Here is a 20615-nt window from a genome sequence, read left to right as displayed (position 1 = left end):
TTCATGGGGAACGGCCTGCTGAGATGAGAGCCATGCCGCCGTCTGGCCGCCACTGGAAAGCTGAGTACGCGATCGGTAGCTATTCGAGCTGCGGTAGCCCCTGCCGGACGATGACACGGCGCTGAGGGCCCGGTATCCGGGCAGATCGAAGATCCTGGTGGCAGCACCAACACGTCGTCGCGAGTCCCGTGCGGTCAACATGGGCATAAACCTTCGGAACGAAGTACGTCTCAACTCACTGGAGCATGAAATTTCTGCTGCGCAGGAACCAGCCCTTCGAGGACCAGGGCCTCCACTGCGTCCGCGGCGTCCTCGAGGAGGAAAGCAAGGTCCTTCTTTTCTACGGTGCCAAAGTCCCTGAGTACATGATCGGCTGCGTCCTGCCGGCCGGGAGGCCTGCCCACCCCCACACGCACCCGGTAGAAGTCCTTGGTGCCGAACGCCCTGCTGATGTCGCGGAGGCCGTTATGGCCTCCCTCACCACCACCGAATTTCAGTTTGACCGTGTTGAAGGGGATGTCTATCTCGTCATGCACTGCGATGACATGATCGGGCGCGACATCATGGAACCTGGCGATTGCCGACACCGGGCCGCCCGTGAGGTTCATATAGGTCAGCGGTTTGGTGAGCACGAGACGTGGGCCGCCGATACCCATGCGTCCTTCGACGGCGACCGCCTGCGCCTTGGCGGACTTGAAGCGGCCGCCGAGGCGTGCGGCGAGCACGTCGACAACCATCTGGCCAACGTTGTGGCGGTTGCCGGCATAGCCGGGCCCGGGGTTTCCGAGCCCGGCTACGAGCCATGTTTCGCTAGGCACAGAAGCTGCCCGGCCTAGCTTTCGTCGGCGTCTGAGATCGTCTCGTCGGAAGCACCAGCGGCGGTGGCGCCCTCGGAGACTGCTTCCGTGTCCACGTCAGTGGCATCGGACTCGCCGAGGTCCTGAACGGTCGGCGCGGCGAGGTTGACGATCAGCGTCTCAGGATCGGTGAGCAGCGTGGTGCCTGCGGGCAGGACGATGTCAGAAGCGTGGATGTGCTCGCCCACGCCGCGGCCTTCGATGTTGACGGTAAGGGTCTCGGGCAGGTGTGTTGCCTCTGCCTCCACCAGCACGGTGTTGTGCTCGAGATTGGCCACAACCTCAGGGGCCGGCTCTCCCTCGATGTGAATGGCGACGTCCACCTCAACCTTCTCGCCGCGGCGCACGGTCAGGAGGTCGATGTGTTCCACGATGCGCTTGAGCGTGTTCCGCTGAACATCCTTGGCAAGCGCCAGGTGCTCTTCGCCGTCGACATCGATCGTCAGCAGGGCGTTTGCAGTGCGGACGGCAAGCGTTGTCGCCTTGCTCGGCAGCAGGATGTGGAGGGCTTCCTCTCCGTGACCATAGATCACGGCAGGGATCATATTGGCGCGGCGGGCCTGGCGGGCCGCGCCCTTACCAAATTCGGTGCGGACTACTGCGGCAATTTTCTGCTCTGACATGGGTTCTCCTTGAACGCTGGGCAACGACCGCGAGGTGCGGGCCTTGCATGGACGTTGCCGGGCGGGGAAACACGCACGTGGAGGAGTTGTCTAGAAACATATTGTCGCTAGCCACCGTCGATCACGGAGTTCGCGCGGAAATGCTTCCGCACCGCTCCCTCGCCTAGGCATCGCCCTCAATCCTACAGCACGTTTTTTCGGGAACTTGTAGCACAAGGCGACGCTCCCGTCCGCGGAGGACGTGAAGCAGTAAAAGCGACGGCTCCCAGAAGTGTGCCTTCACTGAAGCGCCAGGAGGCTGGCGGACAAGGTCAACCGTTCGAATGCCGATCTGGGGGTGCGCGGGCTGACCGTGTGTCCGGGGTTCGAATCCCCCGCCGCCGCCCGCACGGGGTGAACAGACAGCGGGGCAGCGGGCACGCCGCCCCACTTCTCACCCGCGGGGACGTCCTCCAGAACCGCAGCACCCAGCCCGACACTCGCGCGGGCACCGATCGACACTCCCCGGCGGATACTCGAATTCATCCCCAGATACGCCCCGGAGCCGACCGTCACCTGCCCGCCGAGTGCCGCGCCGGCCGCAAGGATCGCGAAGTCGCCGATCCGGTTGTCATAGGCCAGTGCCACGCGAGGCATCACGACGGCGTGATCCCCCATATTGACAGCGGTGGTCATCACCACATTGGCCAGGACGATGCTTCCGTCACCGATGCGGGAGCCGGCAGGGACAGTGACGCTCGGATCGATGAAACTGACATACCGGCTGCCGGTGATTCCCGCTCGGGACAGGCGCCCTACAGCGTTCTCGCGGCCGGCGCTCCCTCCTGTACAGACGAGGAACTTCGCGCTGGGGTGGCGGGAGGCGGTTTCAAGTTTCCCGATGACAGGCACGCCGTCCAATTCACGGCCCTGGAAATCGGGATTGTCGTCGAGAATTCCGATTACTTCATTCGGGTAACGGGTTTCACGCATAATGGCGATGATTTCCCGGGCCAGGCCGCAGGCTGAGATGAGGAGGAGCTGAGCCACAGTTTGCCTTCTTTTCAGTCGAGGGCGAAAGAGACGTGGCTCGGGTGAGGTCATTGCAACGGCACTTGATGCTGCCGGGACTTCACCCACTTGTTTATTGCTTGAGACCACACGATCTATTCATTCACCCAGCCGTACCAATCGATCTGCTAACAGTAGAAAAAGTAGGCCCCGTGCACACGCGTAGGAGGTACTCGATTCGAATTCGGTGCTACGCGGAGAAGAATCAGGATTTACTGATCAACAGCAGTATCCACGCCCCATACTTGAAGGAACTGCTGGAGATGTCGGAGACTGCTACTCACTCCTGCGGTGGGGGTACCGGTCGACCGGCACGCACGTAGAACTACGCTGCTACAGGTATTCCTGGGTTAGATCCTCGCGCCGGTTGATGGCAAGTTTCTCGAAGATCCTGTACACGTGCCCTTCGACGGTACGCACCGACAGAGTAAGGAGGTCAGCTATCTCTGCATTCTTCTTTCCGTCGATGACCAGCCTGGCTATGTCCCGTTCACGCCTCGTGAGTTTCGATACGCCGGCTGACGGTTGCGCAACCGAGGCAGCGTCCTTCCACTGCCCCAGGGAGCGCGAGATGCTCGCCTGTGCCGGGCGGTTCCCCTGGCTCTTGGCAAGTCGCATGCCTTCGCGCAGGGCAAGGATCCCAATTTCCACGTATCCCCCCCTCGTTGCCTGTTCCGCGGCCTGGATCAGCCCCTCCGGGGCTCGGGCCAGGGCTGCGTCAGCGAAGGACAACAGCGCAGCTGCCTCGGCCCCTTCGGTTGCCTCGGCAAGCGCCCGTAGCTCGGGAATCGAGTCCGCGAGGCCCAGCCGAATGGCGATAAGTACTATTTCCAGCTCGGATGCCAGCCATCGTCTGGCTTTCGCTTCCTGCTTCAGCGCCAGCAGCTGCGCAGCCGCCTCCCCATCCTGAGTGAGCACCACCTCCGCCCCGGCGACATAACCCCTGCTGATCAGTTCGAACGCCGGGGCCCCGGTGTGCAGCAGGGATTTGTATTCCCGGACGAAGGTCCCGGCGAGCGCGGCATCGCCCGACTCGGCTGCCACCAATGCGCCTAGTGCCAGGGCAAAAGGGCGCAGTGACAGAAGGTCGAATACCTTCAGCTCCTCGATCGCACAGACGAGGGCATCGAGCGCGTTGGCATTCCGGACCTTGGCCAGATGGAGGACAGCCAACGACACATCGTGCGCACCTGCGACGTCGGGTAGGCCTTCCATGAGCTTCCGGCGGTAGGAACCCAATTCCTCCTCCGCCTCATGCTGATGCCCTGCGCGCATGAGGAAGTAGAGGTGCCTGACCAGGACGTGCTCGTAGGACAGAGGGTGGTGGTGGTCGACCTTCTCGAGCCTCCGCACCGCCCTGGTGGTGAACCCGACAGCTGTCTCCGGTCTTCCAGTGGATGCCGCAGCTTCGCCCAGAAGAGTCAGTGCCAGCAGGATCGCGTCTTCATCAAGCGCCACCTCGGCGACCCTGAGAATCTCGGAAAGCCGTTCGGCAACGCCCTCCGGTGTCGTTGATTGAAGGTCGCGCTGAAGCATCAGCAGTTCACGGTAGAGCATGATCCCGGCAACTTCGCCTGGGGCTCCGCCCGCTGCGGTGACGGACCTCGCCAGGGAATCCAGTTTGGCCAGCCAGATAGCGGGATGGGTTGCGGTACCGTCGGAGAATTGGAGCGAGCGATGCTCGAGTTGGGAACTGAGGAACGCGCAGAGCTTGGTGGTCGGGAAGTCGGTGGCGCTGCTCGCGAGGTCGCCGAGAATACTGCACGCACGCTTGTATTCTCCAAGCCGGGCGTAGGCCCGTGCTAGCTGGGCTCGTCCAGCGGCCAGATACTCGGGCGCAGTAATCTCTCCCGCTAGTCTTAGCGCGGATGATGCCTGGGTGAGGTTGTTCGCCACCACTGCACCCCAGAGCAACCGCTCCTGGTCCACCGCTTCTCCACAGTCGAGCGACCACAGAAGATACCGCAATTGCGCTTCAACGGTGTGCGGCTCGTCCGGTGGCATCTCGGCAAGCTGCCGCAGCAGCCTGATGCTTCGCCCGGCCGGAACCATGTGCCGCAGGACCTCCCCATACAGCCGGTAGCGGGGACGAACCAGCCGACCGGGCGATTTAGAGATGTGGATGAGGTGGGCCTCCGCGAGCGCATCCACCTCGATGTGGTGGCCGACCTTGAACAGGTGCGCCAAGGCGATCGGCTCGGCAAGCGCAATGATTTCCATTGTTTCGCGTTCACCGGCTGACAAGCCGGAGAGGTGGCGTTTGAGAAGCTCCTCAAGTTTCGGGTTGGACCTGAACTGGCTCTTGAGAATCCACACACCCTCACTGGAGGTGAAATGCTCCTGGAGTGAGGGCCAGGATATGAGGGCTCGGACGAGCAGCGGGTTCCCGCCAGTGACGCTGGCAATGAGTGAGGAGGAAACGGCCGACACTTTTCCGCCGAGTACCTCCTCGCACAGCTCGTGGACCTGCTCCTGCGTCAGTGGGAGTAGCGAGTGGCGTACCAGGAGACCGTCGAGCGCCGTTGCCAGCATTACGGAGGCACTGTTTCGCCCGGGTCTGGCAAGCACCAATACTTTAAGTTGCATTGACGAAACCAACTGGACGACCAACTCCGCGGTCGAGTCGTCCAACTCGTGCGCGTCGTCGAGGACCATCAGCGCCGGTTCCATCGGAGCCTGCCCGGGTGGCTCGTTGCCTCGCTCCGGGCTTTGGAGCCTGGCCAGGACGGTACGCATCACGGCGAGCGGTGAGGTGGACTCGGCAGCTGAGAGTTGTGTGAGCAGCGGGGCCAGCGCCCCGTATGGCACAGCCGACACAGCAGCGCTGGCGGTGATGTAGAAAACCTTCTGGTTCCGGGAGATTTCCCGCACGACCGCGTTGGCCAATGCGCTCTTGCCCGATCCGGACTCTCCTTCGACCAGGACTCCACGGAAGTCCCGGATACCCTCCAGAACCGTGACCAGGTCGCTGCTCCGCCCGACCAGGCGATGGGATCCCGAGCTCTGGAGCGCGCGCTCGCTCAACTGCTAGCTCACGATTTCGGAAAGCTCGACCCGCCCGGAAACATGGAGCTTGTCGAACAGTCGCCCCAGATGCCAGTCGACGGTACGGGTTGATAGATTGAGCTTCCTTCCCAGTTCTGCGCTCGTGGTGCCTTTCGCCGCACGGCGCGCAAGCTCCAGCTCGAACGGCGTGAGGAGGGTCAGAACCCTGTCCGGATTGTTGGAGTAATGCAATTGCCGGTAGCTGGCGTTTTCAAGTGTCCGCGCCACCTTGATGTCGGATCTGTTCCCGGATCGGAGTGCCGCAGCATGAGCAGCGGCAGCACTTTCGAAGTAAAGAAGTGTATTCCCTGCATCCCTCGCTAATCTCGCTGCTTTCAAGAGCAATTGGGCATCATCGAGGAACAACCCGTTGCCCAGGTGCTCCGACATCTCACCCAGCAGGCCGTCGGTCTTCTGAGCCGCCTCCGCAAGCCGCGCCCCGGATTCTTTCCCCGCCATCCGGACAGCGGCTGATAGGAACGAAAGACCGTGGCCGCTGTTGCCCCGAAGGAGTTCCGCCTCCGCATGCAGGAGAAGTTCCGCCGCCGCTGCTTCCTCCGAATGGTGTGTCCTACTGAGGAGAAGAAAGTAGGACGTTGCCCGTCCAACAATCCATGAGCCTCGCGAATCGGACGTACGGGCGAGTGCGGCGTGCTCCTGAGCCTGACCTGTCTCCTGTTGGAGGGTCAGAACATAGGCGGTGGCGGCATGAGCCAATTGAAGCAGGGCGCCGGGTCGCTGCACCTGCAGTTGGCTGACTGCAGGATGGAGCGACTGCAGCGCGAGATCGGCCCGACCGCAATAGGCATGCACCAACCCCCGTGCGAGCTCACCACCAACCAGTTCACCCAGTCTCGCAGCCTTCAACTCCGAACCCCGCTCGAGCATCTCCAGGCATTCAGCGAACATTCCGGACACCATCAGCGAGGTGAAAACCTGAAAGTGCACCTCGCCGCGGACGCTCCCCGGAAGGTCGTCCTGCCAAAGCTCGTCGAGGACGCTTCGGGAGAGCTCCACGCTCTCGTGCTGCCTGCCCGTCATCGCGAAAGCCTCAGCGGTCATGCCGCCCGCCCTCACCCGCTGGCTGAAGGGCAGATCAGAATTCCCATACATTCCGAAGACCGTCTCGGGGATCTCGCTGTATCTGCCCTCAAAGCAGAGCTGTTCAGCTTCGGCGAGCACCAGACGGCTCGTGAGCATCGCCTGGTTGGACTCCGGAAGCTGGTGCAGTGCGGCACTGATAGCGGACCGAAGGGATTCGTCCAGCCCGGCGGCGGTGTCCCGCGGAACCGATCGGGATACCCGCAGGTTCTCGATCAACACCGCGGCAACCACCTCGGGCGCATCGGCCGCGGTGAGCGGCTCCATCCCGGACAGCGTCGAGTCGGCCTCGTCCCAGCGGCCGAGTGCGGCGAGTGCCCGGGCCTCCTCCACCACGGCCCTGGGATTGCCCTTGCGGTGTTCGATAACCTGGACAATCCGAAGTGCTGCCGCTGGATCGCGCAACTCGTTGGCCGTCGACGCTGCGGCGAGCAGCAATTCGTCGTCCGGCCGGGCACCGCTGTCCAGTCCCCACAGCACATAGTGCGGAAGACTCAGCTTCGTCATATCCGAGGGGCGCACCGCCGGCATCATGTCCTCCCACAAGCTCCGGCGGCGCCCCGGCGGAAGATTGGCCCGGATGGAATCGGCGAACAACCGGTCTTTCAGCTGCACTACTGGTGATCGAACCAGTTTTGTTTCAAGGACCAGCCGCTCCTCGAGCCGATCGACAACGGAAGGATCCACCAGCCCTCCCAGAATGTTCAGGGGCAGCTCGCCGGCAAGAGCCAGAATTTCGACGACGAACCGCTCCTGACCCGGGAAGGCGTCCAGTTTGGCAAGAGCCCCGGATGCGACTTCGCCCGAGAGTACCAACGGCTTGGCGAGCACCCACACGCCATTGTGCAGTCGCAACGAGCCTTCCCGAAGCTGCTCCTTCGTGAGGATGTGAAGATGCATCGGCACTCCCCGTGCACTGGACCAAAGACTCTGGATGGCGAGGGAGGAAACACCGCCGCCAGCTACCTGCTCGATGAGATCTGCGCTGCTGCGAAAATCGAGTGCTCCGACTTCAATACGCCGGAGATGATTCTCAAGGCCGAGCTTGACGAACTCACCACCACCCGCATCGACTTCGCGGCACGTTATCAGCAACGTGACCAGCTTCGCACGCACGAGTTGGGCGAGCGTGAACGCAGCGAGCGGATCAATCCAATCCGCATTCTCGACCGATATGAGGATTCGGCGTCCGCCCGCCTTGTCCAGAAGGACCTGGGCGAGCCCCTCAAGCAAAAGGGCAGGGTGGCGGAGCGTGTCCTCATCCAAACCATTCAGCAGAAACTCCAGAGCACCGTACGGCCTCTTGGCGGATCCGGCGGTTCCACGGATATATTCGACATGGAATCTGCCGGCTACTTTTTCGAGAGCAAGCTTGGCTATTGTCGTCTTACCGATTCCGGATTCGCCGGTAAGGATCACCCCTCCGCAACTCGGCAGCAACTGTGCGGCCGTTCTGCTCACCAGATCCTCGCGCCCAACTACTTTCCCCCTTGGCGCAGGAATGGTCACCTCGAATCAGCCATTCGAAAAAAGACACGGAAAAAACCGTGGATAAATGAAGAGACCATTTTCGCTTTCCTCCCAAGGAGCGGACGACTATCTCAGGATGATCGTCTTAGTCTAGAGCGCTTCCTCAATACCGTCCATAAGAACTGAAGACTGATCCTGTGTATCAGAATCTAGTGCATGGAGGCCCAAACAGTTGCCTCCGCGTTCCGGGCGCACAACCGAGAGTGATAGCTCAGAAATGGAACGGCCCGGTGTATACCGGCGGGCTGAACCGGGGCCGCGGGATCGGCAACGGCAGGCTCAGAAGGAGGAGCACGGGAGGATCGGGAGGAGGGGTCGGCGGCGGCTGGGGATGAAGCCTTGGTCTCAGGAAGACTTCTACGCCGCCGACCCCGGTTCGGGGGCCCGCGTGCCGGCAGGATGGGCGCCTGATGTCTCAGGGCCCGTCATGCCTGTAGCTGGACCACGTCTCGTCGACCGGTCCAGCATGACCAACGATATTCGGGCCGCCTCCACATCTCACGAGTAGGAAGAACCTGAGTTGCCTTACCAACTACTCGATCAATGCAGTGTTGATTACCTGCGGCCGTCACGGCTCCTACCCAGTCATCGGAGGGATGCCCCAAGTGCCGGATGGCCGCCTATGGTGAATGGCTGCCGGTACCGGAAGGGGCCTCGAAGGCGGCCGCCAGCTCCTCCCGCCGGCTGATGCCGAGCTTGCTGTAAATCCGGTACAGATGGCCCTCCACCGTCCGTGCTGAGACGGTCAGCCGATCAGCAATTGCACGGTTCGACTCGCCGTTGACCGCAAGCAACGCGATTTCCCGTTCACGTGCCGTGAGATCCCTGACCTGGTCAGCGCTCCCCCCGAGGAGTCCGTCGGCCCGCTCCATCATTCCTGTGCGGCGGCGAAGCGCCCGAAGTACTCCCCGCTGAGCTGCATGGTCGCCACCTGCTGCGTAGAGACGGAGTGCCCGGGCTGCGGCATCCACCGAGAGCGTCTGCTTCTGGCTGTTTTCGGCGAGATCACCAGCACGCTCCATCCTGGCGGGATCTTTGGTCAGGACCGCCTCGGCATACTCGGAAAGGATCTTCGCCTCGATGCCCTCGAATGAGTAGGTGAGTTGGGCGAGGCGCTCGACCTGGCGTTCATCCCCGCAGAGAAGTGACATCTCGAGGACGTCCTTTTCGCAAGCCCACATCTCGCTCTCTCGGGCGGTTCCTGCAAGGTCGGCCAAGTGGGCAAGATGTTCGACAGTCGGTTCGAGCAGCACCATGGCAGCGGCGACATGTGCCTTTCCGATGAGTGAAAACGCCGACGCACCGGTGTGGGAGAGACCAGCGAATTCCCCTGCAAGGCTGCGGGACCGTGCCTTCTCCCCCATCGCTGCGGCAGCCCAGGACGCAACGGCGAGAACATAGGGGAGAACCACATCCCGGTCCGACAACCGCAGGGTTGCGATGGCGGTCGACAACAACGGAGCCGCACTATGAAACCGGCCCCTCCGGACCTCGAGGATCGCCTCGAGTGCCGAGAGCGTCCCCGCTGAATAGAACAGGCAGTCGCCTTCGTCATCCTGGTGCCCCCGCAACACGGCTTCCGCCTCGGCGAATTCGCCGGTATGGATCAGCAGACTGAGGTGGCGAGTGAGGGTGAGACTCTGGAATTCGGCCAGTGCATACGGCGCCCTGCTGATCATCGCGAGCGCCCGTGCTGTCAGGTTCCGTCCCTCTGTCCCACGGCCGGTTCCACCGAGGGCTTCACCGAGGAATGAGCACGCCAGCACCGTGAGCTTGGGGTCGGATATGCCGGCTTCGAGAAATGGCCGCAGTAGCTGTTCTGCCTCGACGTACCGTCCCGCGAGGTTCAAGGCGAAGGAGCTCAGGAGCCGCGCTTCGGATCGGGCGTATTCCACGGATCCCATGGCGCCCGCCGGATCATCGAACCTCGTCGCAAGCCCCTGGTCCAAGCGGCGCGCAACCGCCTGTACGTCCTTTGCCGACCCATGCACCGCGAAGGCGACCCTCGCCGCAAGAACGGCGGCAGCGGTCAGCGTTTCGGGGTCCTTCGCCGCCTCCATCAGTGAGAACACCGAGGTTTCCATCAAAACCGGTTGGCCCAGGAGGAATTGCGCCCGCGCCGTTTCGACAGCAGCAGCCGGCATACTCCCGACTCCCCTCACAGCACCAGCGAAACGCGAGCCTGATTCGGGGTCGGAACGGTCTGTTGCCACATGTGCGGCGTCAAGAAGGACCGGATCATCGACCGTCGCACCGCAATCGAGCGCCCAGCGGAGGTGCTGGATCCGCCCCTTGCCGAACGGTGGTAGCCCTCGGCCCACCCCCATGACCCGCTCCCTCAGGACGGCGCTCCGCGCGGCTGGAACGAGCGTCCGAACGATCCGCCCGTAAAGGGGTGGGTGACAGGCAACGAGTGAATTGTCGGAGGGAAGTGGCAGCAGAAGACCTGACTCGAGTAATGTCCGAACGTCCTCTTCCTCGCCCAGTGCTGAAAGATCCGTCACGGGAAGCTCACCTGCAAGGGCTACCGCTCCAAGGATGTCGCGCTGGGCATCCGGCAGCTGACGAATCACGCTCACAACCAAGTCGGAGAGCCCCGGATCGACGCCGTCAGGTTTTGCGGTGAGAATCCACGTCTCGTCGCTGAGCACCAGGGCCTCGGTTCGAACGGCATGGTCGAGTATCGAGCGGAGGAACAGCGGATTACCCTCGGATTCTCCGGTGAAATACGCAGACGCTCCCTGCGAAATCCTGCCTCCCAATCCCACCTCGCACACCTTCCTCACGTCCTCGAACGAAAGGCTCTGCAAATCAAACCGGGAGAGGAGCCCGTCCTCGCTCAGCGAGGAAAGCTCCTCGGAACGGCCCGGGACTTTCCGCGCAAACGCGAGGAGTTTGACGGTCCCCGCAGTGACGAGTTGTGCCAGAAGGTGACTGCTGTCCGGATCCAGAGCGTGGGCATCGTCAACGATCACGACGACCGGCCTGCCGGCGGACTGCGTCCGAAAGTACAGGACGAGCGCGCGGAGTACCGAAACGGAACTTTCCATGTCGGCAGCGGACGCGGCGGAAAGCCAGGGAGTCAGAGCACCATAGGGGACATCGGCCATACCCACTCCGGCGTGCAGCAGGAAAGGTACTGCGAAATCCTGAACGGTTCCCGCCAGGTAGCGTGCCAGTGCGCTCTTACCCATGCCGATGGATCCATAGACGATCGCTCCGCTGGACATCCGATCCTTCACACTGGCCAGCAACTCGTCAGCAAGGTCATTCCGTCCCACAGGCACAGGCTCGCGAGGTGCGCGTGCCATTACTGTGTGCTGGTGCCCGGGAAAAGCTCGGAAAGCTCAGCGCGCGAACTCACGCTCAGCTTCGAGTACAGCTGATAGAGGTGACCCTCGACGGTCCTCACCGAGACGCACATCTGCTGGGCGATATCCCGGTTCGAAGCACCTGCCGCGGCGGCGAAGGCGACCTCTCTTTCCCTCTTGGTCAGCCCCTCCAGCTTCTGTCCTGTGGTGTTCAGGGCATCGACATCAGGGACCACGAAGCGCACGCGTTGCTGGATATGGCGTGTTGCGCGCTTGTCCGGGGAATCCTGGGCGAGCCGCACTGCTGTCTGTGCAGCCTCCCGGGCAAACCTGTGGTCCCCCATGCCTGCCGCCATTTCCATTGCCTGTACCAGCAGTTCACTGTCGCTGTTGCCGAGCCCCTTGGCATAGGTTTCACAAAGCCGCGCGTACGCTCCCTGGGCGTTCGCCGACGTCGAGGCGAGGGGTTCGATGGCGCTGTGATCACCCAGCCGGACCGCGCTGCAGAGAGCGAAAAGCTGAAAAGCCTTGGTTCCACGGTTGGCATCGTTCCGGGCGAGGCTGTGAAGATCCCTCGCTGCCGCTGCCTTCGATTCCATATGGGCGGATGCCAGGATCTGGAAGTAGCGGGCGGTCCTTCGGATCTTCCACGGACTGCTGGATGAGGGCTCGCTGAACGGGAGGTAGTGGATGGCCTGCGTGATGTCGCCTTCGATCGCGAAGCAGTAGGCGATGCCCGCCGCTGCAGCTGGAAGAAGGCCCTGTGGATCCCGGATCTGAAGCTGGTTGAAGACCGGGATCAGTGACGTCAACGCCGCTTCCGGCCGCCCGACCGACACCAGGGCAAGCCCTCGCGCCATAACTCCGCATGATTGGCCGGACATATCGATTCCGGGAACTTCGAGAGCCGCCTGATTGAGCACCTGGACCGTGGACGACCTGTCGCCGACCATGCGGTGGGCATCCTGGACCTGGGCCCAGGCGAGTTCTTTCGTATACCAGCTCAGTGCGTCGTCCGACAGCGCCACCGCCACCGCGTCTGCGAGCTCCAGTGCCTCCAACTGCTTGTTCGTCAGGATCCAGGCCTCGCACAGTAGGGTCTGGAGACGAATCAGCATGTCCGTGGTGCGAGGACTGGTTTCCGTCCACATGCGCTGCAGGAGTGCCTCATTCTCCCGAAACCGGCCCAGGTGCGAGTTGAGTTCAGCGCGGGCCAGCAGCAGCTCGCCCCAAAGGTGCGCCCGCCCCTGTTCGTCGAGCAGGCTTTCCTCCGCCATGAGGATTTCCTCCGCCTCATCGAGCGGTCGCTCCGCGCCGGCCTCGCCCAGGTGCCGAAGGATGTCCGCCCTGGCGATCTGTTGCCGGATACGGCTCTCGAGGTCAGCGTTCTCGTTTGCAGGAGAAAGCTGGGAAAGAGCCGCGCGGGCTCCCTCATAATCCCCGAGACCGATGAACGCCCGAAGCATCTCAACCGTACCCGCACCGCGCGGGCCGCCGTCGGGATGCAGGGTACTGAGATCGAGGGCCTCGGCGTACCTCCCGCGGTGGTTCGCGCTTCGGGCCGCGAGGACCGCGGTCTTCGGATCCACGGGCAGCGCACAGCGCCGACGCCAGGCGACATGCGCCTCGACGTCCAGCCCCAATATGTCCTGGTCGTCAGCACCACCGACCAGTTGATCGTAGAGGGCGAGTGCCTTCCCATGCGGGATGGGTGCTGCAAGGGCATCCGAAAGGAAGGGCGTTGCGCACCGCACGATCACCGGAGTGCGGTGGTCCACCTGGAGGAGCCCCATCGCCTGAAGCTCATCGATCGCCGTACCATGACCGTCAGCCAGAAGTCTCGTCAACGAAAGACGCCCGGCCAGCGCGATGAGGTCCATGAGCGAGCGCTGCGTCGGTGTGCAGTCCTTGAGTAGATCTGCCGCACCCACTGACGCTTCATGGCAAACGCTGAGCCGCCTAGGGACTACTGCCCAGGAACCCCCGTTCAGAACCAGTTGTCCCTGCAATCGGAGCTCACGCAGCGCTGCCCTGAGGAACCTGGGGTTGCCGGCACTCCTTTGCCGTGCCACACGGACGGCCTCGCCTGAAATCGGCGAACCGAGCTCGGCTTCGGCGAACAGCGCTACTTCCTCGAAGGAGAATTCCTCAAGGTCGAACCGGTGCAGCGAGCCCTCACTCCACAACGCCAGGAAAGCGGGGTCCACTCTCGAGAAGTCGCGGGTAGCCAGGATCACCTGCACGGTCCCGCTGAGCACCAGTTGGCTGAGGATCATGGAGGAAGCACCATCCAGGTGCTCGGCATTGTCCACCGAGACCACTACGGGCCGGCCCTCTGCCTGGGCATCGAACAGTGCCATGAGCCCCTGAAGAATCTGGACCGGGTGTCCCAGGTGGTCCGGCTCCAGATTCGACAGAAGGAAGTCGATGGCGCGGTACGACGAGAGCACGGACTGCTCCGAACCCCGAACGCGCACGATGTGACTGGTTGGGGCTGCGAGCTGAAGTGCGCGTTGGAGGAGTGCCGTCTTGCCGACACCTGCCGGCCCGACCAGTACGGCGCCTGCGCCAGGGCCGCCTGGGAGAACCTCACGCAACTCATCCAGCGTCCTTGAACGTCCGATGAATGACTGCGGAGCGGCCGCATTCATGCCGAGTCCCCCGGCGGCGTTCCCCGAGACCCGACGTCCAAAAGCAACAACTGATGAAATTCCATGAGACGGCTTCCCCTTCCCAGCCTGTGGAAATACTTTTCCCAGCCTAGGAACAGGAACCAGTGATTTCACGAGTGGTACATGCGGGAAAAACTCGGATACCTACTCGGTTTCCCACTTGCTCGCCTGAACGGACTCGAGAGCCCCACCGCTCTTTCTACTTACCCACTCGCGCCCTGCCTTCCCTCAACTACCTATCCGACAGGCGGCAGCACTTGGCTGGCGAGGCCCGAAGGGCAGGAAACCTACGCGTTTCCGTCGAACAGGCTTGTCACCGAGCCGTCGTCGAACACTTCGCGGATAGCCCGTGCGATCAGCGGCGCGATGGAGAGCACCGTGAGCTGCGGGAATCTCTTCTCGGAGGGAATGGGCAGGGTATTGGTGACCACCACTTCACGGGCTCCGGATTCAGCGAGGCGGCGTGCCGCGGGATCGGAGAAGACTGCATGCGTCGCGGCGATGATGACGTCTTTCGCGCCTGCATTCTTGAGGACCTGCACGGCTCCCGAGATGGTTCCACCGGTGTCGATCATGTCATCGATGAGGACGCAGGTGCGGCCCTCCACCTGGCCCACCACCTGCTTGGAAACCGCCTGATTCGGTACGGTCAGGTCCCTGCTCTTGTGGACGAAGGCCAGCGGCGCTCCCCCGAGGCGTTCGGCCCACTGCTCCGCTACGCGCACCCGTCCGGTGTCGGGCGAAACGACAGTGACGTTGTCGGCGTCGACTCGTGACCGAATGTAGTCGGCGAGCAGGGGGATGGCCATGAGATGATCCACCGGCCCGTCGAAGAAGCCCTGGATCTGCGAGGTGTGCAGGTCCACGGACATGAGCCGGTTGGCGCCCGCCGTCTTGTAGAGGTCGGCGATGAGCCGCGCGGAGATGGGTTCGCGGCCACGGCCCTTCTTGTCCTGCCGGGCGTAGGGGTAGAACGGCGAGACGACGGTGATGCGCTTGGCGGAGGCCCGCTTCAGCGAATCGATCATGATCAACTGTTCCATGAGCCAGTTGTTCAGCGGTGCAGGGTGTGCCTGGATGACGAACACGTCGGTACCGCGGACGCTTTCGCCCGAGCGGACGTAGATCTCGCCGTTCGCGAAATCATAGGCAGAAACCGGCAGCAGCTCGGTCCCGAGCCAGGACGCGATCTCCTCGGCCAGTTCGGGATGTGCGCGTCCTGAGGCGAGCACCAGTTTCTTCTCGCCGCGTGCCGTAATCTCGCTCATGCGTGACCGCCTTCTTCTCTGGGGGTGCTGGGGGTGTGAGTGGGAGCCGGGGTGCCTGCCGCTTCCGCGGCCTCTGCAGCGGCCGATCCCGGGCGCTTTTCGGACACCCAGCCCTCGGTGGTCCGCTGTGGCGCGAAGCTCACGGCGAGCGCCCCGGGCGGAACGTCCTTGCGGATCACCGCCCCGGCTCCGGTGTACGCGCCGTTCCCAACGGTCACCGGTGCCACGAAAACGGTGTTGGAGCTGGTGCGGACGTGGGAGCCGATCACCGTGCGGTGCTTGCTGACGCCGTCGTAGTTGGCCGTGATATTGCCGCACCCGATGTTCGTGTATTCGCCGATCTCGGCGTCGCCCGCGTAGCCGAGATGGGACAGCTTGGAGCCCCGGCCCACCGTCACGTTCTTCGTCTCGTAGAAGGCGCCGATCTTCCCCTCCTCACCGAGGACCGTGCCGGGGCGCAGGTAGGTGAAGGGCCCCACGGAGGCGCCGGCGCCGATACGGGCGCCTGCGCCATGGGTGCGGGTCACCGAGGCGCCTTCGCCCACCTGCACGTCGGTGAGTGTGGTGTCTGGCCCGACGACGGCGTCGCGCGCCACCTGCGTGGCCCCGTGTAGCTGGGTGCCGGGCAGGAGGGTGACGTCCTCCGCCAGCCGCACTGTCGCGTCGATCCAGGTGGTGCCCGGATCCACGATGCTGACGCCCGCGCGCATCCAGCGCTCGAGGACGCGCCGGTTCAGCTCCGCGCCGAGATGTGCCAGCTGGACGCGGTCGTTCGCGCCTTCCACCTGCCAACGGTCGGCGGCCACGATCGCGGCAACACGCCCGCCCCCGGCCCGGGCGATGCCGAGCACGTCCGTCAGGTACATCTCGCCTTGGGAATTGTCTGCGTCCACCTGTTGCAGTGAGCTGCGCAGGATTCCGGCGTCGAACGCATAGATACCTGAATTCACCTCACGGATGGCCAGTTGCGCTGCTGTGGCGTCCTTGTGCTCCACGATCGCCGTGACCGTGCCGTCGGCCGCACGCTCGATGCGGCCGTACCCGGCTGCGTCGTCGAGGACTGCGGTCAGCACGGTAACGGCATTCCCGCCGTCGTCATGGGCCTTCACCAGTGCCACCAGTGTGTCGGAGGTCAGCAGCGGCACGTCTCCGTAGGTCACCACGACCGTGCCGCCGAGGGGCCGGCCGGCATGCGCGTCCAGTGCCTCGAGGGCAACCTGCACGGCGCGCCCGGTGCCCGGGACGTCATCCTGGTCCACGAGGTGCACCCCGCCGTCGAGCTCGGTGATATGCCGGGCCACGCGTTCACGCTCATGCCGGACGACGACGGCGAGCGCCTGCGGTTCAAGCCCGCGCGCCGCCTCGAGCGCGTGGCCCACCATTGAGAGGCCGCCGAGCTGGTGCAGGATCTTGGGGGTGCGCGACTTCATCCGGGTGCCGGCACCGGCAGCGAGAACGATCACTGCGGACGGGTGGGAGAAGCCCGGGGAGGACGGCGTGGCAGTGTCTGCGTTCTGGTGGCTCACGAAGAAGCGCTCCTACTGGTTCTGATCGGCCGGACGGACCCGGCGCAATTCTACGCGGCGCATTCGGCCGTTCCGCCCATAGGATTCGAACCTATACTCCACAGCTCCAAAGGCTGGGGTGCTGCCATTACACCAGGGCGGACCGCGCTGATTCCCTGCCGAACCGGCGGGGCACCTGCGCACGGTTATCTAGTTTGCCACGACCCGCCGCCCGACGGCGAGCCGGGCCGGCGAGTGGCCCTGAGGTGCATTGTCCAGTGCTGCGATGCGCTCCTTCACGATCTCCGCGATCCGCTCATGACCGGCGTCGTTCGGATGGAAGGTGTCCGAGTCCCCCAGCCACGTCGGTTCCCCCTCCGGGCCCCGCAGGTCCGGTTCACCGAAGAGACCCGACAGCGGCTGGAACACCCCGCCGCGGCTGGTGCACTCTCCCTCGATGACGGCGTCGAACGCGGCGGTCCGGTCCGACGCCGGATACCAGACGCCGAGGCACACGAGCCGTACGTCGGGAGAAGCTTCCTCGAGGTCATCCAGATACGCCGCGTACTGGACGCCGAAGGTTCCGACAGCGTTGTTCCGACCGATGTCATTGGTCCCCAGCTCCACCACGGCGAGATCCACTCCGGGCGGAACCTCGAACCCTTTGGCCACCTCCTGCACAGTGAAGCCCGCCCGGAAGGTCCCGGTGACGGATCCGGCTCCACCGTCGGCGAGCCACTCCTCCACGATTCCCCGGAAGCTCGATTCCTCGGTGGTGGCATGCCAGCCTTCAGTGATGGAATCTCCCGACAGCAGGACGGTGGCAGGTTGCCCGCCGGTAGCGGATTCGCTCGGGACCTGCTGCTCAGTCTGTCCGGATCCGCCCGGGGAACAGGAGACGAGCGCGGTTCCTGCCGCAAGGAGGGAGGCCCGCATGCGGAGCCTGGGATCCGGAAGCGGCCGTGTGCAGCCGCCTCCGATCGGCGGGTCGGACCGGGCACTGGGGAATTGATGGATCGGCCTCATGCGGCTACATTACGACCATGCGCCCACCACGCCCCGAGATGTCCGACCCCAATCCTCCTCCGGCACTGGCTCCGCGCGAACCGAACACCGAGGTACGAACTTCAGGCAGGCTCTGGACGGCGAGCTTCCTTGTCGGTGCGCTCGCCCTGGTCGTCGCTTTCCTTGACCGCACGACCCACCTGTCATTCCTGAGGGAGACGGCCGGCGGACTGGGCACCGAGCTGGAGCCCGACGAGATCGACGTCGTCATCGGCCTGGCGTTCTGGGGAACACTCGGCGCACTTCTCGTTGTCATTCTCATCGAGATGCTCCTTGTGCGGCCGCTGCTGAAGGGCGGCGGTTGGGCGCGCTGGGCCCTGCTCTGTGCCCTGGTGCTTCAAGTGGGAGCCGCGCTCCTAGCGACCGCCTTCCTCACGGGATCCGACACGGGGCTGCAACCGGTTCCCTGGCTCGTGATCGCCCAGGCAGTCCTAGCCGGCGCGGCGCTTGTCGCCTGCCTGCTCCCCGGAGCGACCCGGTGGTTCCGGGCGGGCCGAAGTGCCAGCCAGCGCCGGCCCGCCTGAGGTCTGCTGGTGGTGCTGCGCGAGCAGCGCCTCACAACTGCGCACCACCACCTGGCAGGCCTCGAGCGCCGCACGGTCCGTCAATGGGTTCTCGGACACCAGGCGCCACCGGTGAAGGCTCCCCAGTGCCTGCGAGCGGAGTTCCTGCGGCGTCGCCGTGTCGGCAAGCCCCAGGCGGGCAGCAGCGTCGATCCCGGAACCGCCGATGAGCCGCTCGGCGTCGGCCGCCTGATGGGAGGCGAGGGGCACGTCCTTGCCCCGCAGCCTGGCCAGCAGGCGCAGCTCGGTGAACTCGTGGGCTCCCGACTGGATGCGCTCCACCGTCGCGGCCAGATGTACGGCGTCCTCCCGTGGGTGCTCCTTCAGGATCCCCTCGACCGCACTGAGCGCGGTGCGTGCCCTGAGCTGGGCGGCACGGGCTTCGAACTGTCGTGTCACAAGCAACAGCAGGTCGTTGAGGCCGCTACGTTTCGCCAGTTCGTGCGCCAGCGCCGTCGGCTCGGTGATGCCGCTCCGCAGCAGGACCGAGGCCAGGCGGATGCCGAAAAGGCCGTACCGATCGAGCAGCGACGCGCGTTCCTCAGGGCTGATATCCAGGTCCGGATTCGACCGGCAGAAACGGTCAGCCGAGATGAGCATGCGTTCACGCTCCGCTTTTTCGAGCCGCGCGAGTTTGAGGAGGGCATTGAACTCACTCTGGCGCAGCGTACGGGCGCTTTGCGCCAGCAGGCCGGCTATGGGGACAACCCCGAGCGCAAGTGCACGCAGTGCGGGGTCGCTGCGGTAACGCTCGGCGATCTTCCCTGCCGACAGCAGTGAATCGATGCGGCCGGCTCCGACCTCATCGGCCCGTGACAGGACGGCCAGTGCATTGACCGTTCCCGACCGTCCGGCACTGGTATCACGGAATGCCTCGAGGAACTTCAGATCCGAGGCATGCAGGTGGCGCATGAGGTAGATGACGGCGTCGGCTTCCGACGGCGTGTCATCGGGCGTCAGGAAGTTCGTGGTGCGGGCCGAGACGTCCGAGGACAGGGACGCGATCCCGGGGGTGTCGATGAGGGTGAGGTGGCGGAGGCTCTCGGCGGGCCAGTCGACCACGAGTCGCTCGATGTCCTCGGCGCGGGCCTCTCCGAGATCGAACTGGAGCCGCCCTTGAACGCGCCGCACGGCAAGCGCGCGTGGTTCGCCGTCGAACGGATGGAGGGTGATGCGGGGGGTATCCGCGTAGCGGTACCAGGTGACGACGCGCGTGCACTCGCCGGTATCGGTGGGCGCGACCTCCTCCCCGATGATGGCGTTGAGCAGCGTGGACTTCCCTGCCTTCACCATGCCCGCCACTGCGATGCGCAATGGTTCGTCGAGCCTCCGGGCATAGCCTTCGAGTTCGTTGCGCAGCAGCGGGTCATCGCCGTAGATACCGATCGCCTCGGCAACAAGCCCGACGACTGCGGCGCCGGTGCCGTTCACGTCGCCGCCGCGACGGCGAGGTGCGGCTCCAGCGCCCTCGCCTGACGTCGCAGGGCTTCGACCCGGCCCAGTTCGGCCTTGAGGGTCCGCACGCGTTGGCCGGTCTCCTGGGTCAGCGTCGAGGCAGTGCGCTGGGCGGCCGAGACCGAGTCCGCCAGCGACCGGTGGTGCTCCTCGGCGAGATCCGTGAAATGGTCCCGCGTGGAACGCTGGACCAGCCGGAGGCGGTCCTTGAGTTGCTTGCCGACCTGGAAGACGACGTCGTCGATCTGGCGGCGGACAAGCGCCTTCGCCTCGCCCTGACGGCGCTTCAGCCGGGCTTCCTTGTCCTCCTTGTACGCCTTGCGTCCAAGGAGGAGCCCTGCACCCACCGATATCGGATTGATGAGGGCCATGCCGACGATTCCGGTGAGGAGGCCGAACATCAGGACACCGCCGTACGAGCCCCTCATGCCGATCAGGACCTTCTGCCCGGGGCCGAGGATGCCGGGATCGAGCGTGGGTACCTCTTCCACGGGATCCAGAACGTGTTCGGTGCTGGACACCTGAAGGAGTGGCAGGGCCACCTCATCCTGCGCGAACAGCTCCGCCACC

At 64.2% G+C, this 20615-nt stretch carries 13 protein-coding genes, 1 tRNA gene and 2 pseudogenes; 1 reads left to right on the top strand and 15 read right to left on the bottom strand.

Features of this window, described 5'->3' with window-relative positions; genetic code table 11:
- The 13 genes and pseudogenes from Y705_RS22750 to Y705_RS0112750 all read right to left on the bottom strand — a co-directional run.
- On the bottom strand, positions 1 to 201 hold a 201-nt coding region (locus Y705_RS22750; protein WP_216698796.1), incomplete at its 3' end, for a hypothetical protein.
- 29 nt (positions 202 to 230) lie between these two features.
- The gene (gene pth / locus Y705_RS0112800; protein ID WP_026533138.1) at positions 231 to 818 is read right to left on the bottom strand and encodes an aminoacyl-tRNA hydrolase; all 588 of its coding nucleotides are present in this window, start codon (positions 816 to 818) and stop codon (positions 231 to 233) included.
- 14 nt (positions 819 to 832) lie between these two features.
- Entirely contained in the window at positions 833 to 1480 is a 648-nt protein-coding gene (locus Y705_RS0112795; RefSeq protein ID WP_026533137.1) for a 50S ribosomal protein L25/general stress protein Ctc, read from the bottom strand.
- Between the two features lie 279 nt (positions 1481 to 1759).
- Positions 1760 to 2509 carry an LbetaH domain-containing protein gene (locus Y705_RS19835; protein ID WP_216698795.1) on the bottom strand — a complete coding sequence of 250 codons (750 nt, stop codon included), beginning with the start codon at positions 2507 to 2509 and terminating at the stop codon, positions 1760 to 1762.
- Positions 2510 to 2863: 354 nt separating this feature from the next.
- Entirely contained in the window at positions 2864 to 5554 is a 2691-nt protein-coding gene (locus tag Y705_RS0112785) for a helix-turn-helix transcriptional regulator (RefSeq protein WP_026533136.1), read from the bottom strand.
- Positions 5555 to 5557: 3 nt separating this feature from the next.
- The gene (locus tag Y705_RS0112780) at positions 5558 to 7576 is read right to left on the bottom strand and encodes a helix-turn-helix transcriptional regulator (RefSeq protein ID WP_155850074.1); all 2019 of its coding nucleotides are present in this window, start codon (positions 7574 to 7576) and stop codon (positions 5558 to 5560) included.
- 246 nt (positions 7577 to 7822) lie between these two features.
- Positions 7823 to 8095 (bottom strand): annotated as a pseudogene (locus tag Y705_RS23680) (AAA family ATPase); the annotation flags it as partial.
- A gap of 731 nt (positions 8096 to 8826) precedes the next feature.
- Positions 8827 to 11517 carry a LuxR C-terminal-related transcriptional regulator gene (locus tag Y705_RS0112775; protein WP_081738040.1) on the bottom strand — a complete coding sequence of 897 codons (2691 nt, stop codon included), beginning with the start codon at positions 11515 to 11517 and terminating at the stop codon, positions 8827 to 8829.
- Positions 11517 to 14168: a helix-turn-helix transcriptional regulator gene (locus tag Y705_RS0112770; protein ID WP_026533133.1), complete on the bottom strand. Its 2652-nt coding sequence runs from the start codon at positions 14166 to 14168 to the stop codon at positions 11517 to 11519. The genes Y705_RS0112775 and Y705_RS0112770 overlap by 1 nt, the downstream gene beginning before the upstream one ends.
- A gap of 308 nt (positions 14169 to 14476) precedes the next feature.
- Complete coding sequence (locus tag Y705_RS0112765; protein WP_026533132.1) at positions 14477 to 15457, bottom strand: ribose-phosphate diphosphokinase; 981 nt, start codon at positions 15455 to 15457, stop codon at positions 14477 to 14479.
- Complete coding sequence (glmU, locus tag Y705_RS0112760; RefSeq protein ID WP_049822727.1) at positions 15454 to 16983, bottom strand: bifunctional UDP-N-acetylglucosamine diphosphorylase/glucosamine-1-phosphate N-acetyltransferase GlmU; 1530 nt, start codon at positions 16981 to 16983, stop codon at positions 15454 to 15456. The genes Y705_RS0112765 and glmU overlap by 4 nt, the downstream gene beginning before the upstream one ends.
- 70 nt (positions 16984 to 17053) lie before the next feature.
- Positions 17054 to 17125, bottom strand: a tRNA-Gln gene (locus Y705_RS0112755).
- 47 nt (positions 17126 to 17172) lie between these two features.
- A complete protein-coding gene (locus tag Y705_RS0112750) occupies positions 17173 to 17898 on the bottom strand; it encodes an SGNH/GDSL hydrolase family protein (RefSeq protein ID WP_026533130.1) in 726 nt (241 codons plus the stop codon).
- A 107-nt stretch (positions 17899 to 18005) separates the two neighbouring features.
- On the opposite strand from Y705_RS0112750, the gene Y705_RS0112745 reads away from it, so the two are divergent.
- Complete coding sequence (locus tag Y705_RS0112745; protein ID WP_026533129.1) at positions 18006 to 18551, top strand: hypothetical protein; 546 nt, start codon at positions 18006 to 18008, stop codon at positions 18549 to 18551.
- On the opposite strand, the gene Y705_RS19830 is transcribed toward Y705_RS0112745, so the two are convergent.
- Together Y705_RS19830 and Y705_RS19825 are read right to left on the bottom strand one after the other, a co-directional pair.
- Entirely contained in the window at positions 18459 to 20021 is a 1563-nt protein-coding gene (locus tag Y705_RS19830; RefSeq protein ID WP_081738038.1) for a dynamin family protein, read from the bottom strand. The two genes, Y705_RS0112745 and Y705_RS19830, sit on opposite strands and share 93 nt — an antisense overlap.
- Positions 20018 to 20615 (bottom strand): annotated as a pseudogene (locus Y705_RS19825) (Isoniazid-inducible protein iniA); the annotation flags it as partial. The pseudogene Y705_RS19825 and the gene Y705_RS19830, both read right to left, overlap by 4 nt.

This window comes from Arthrobacter sp. H41, from assembly GCF_000520535.1.
In the GTDB taxonomy this organism is placed as follows: domain Bacteria; phylum Actinomycetota; class Actinomycetes; order Actinomycetales; family Micrococcaceae; genus Arthrobacter_D.
Note: the sequence above shows the minus strand (reverse complement) of the source record. Positions and strands in the feature narration are given on the sequence as shown.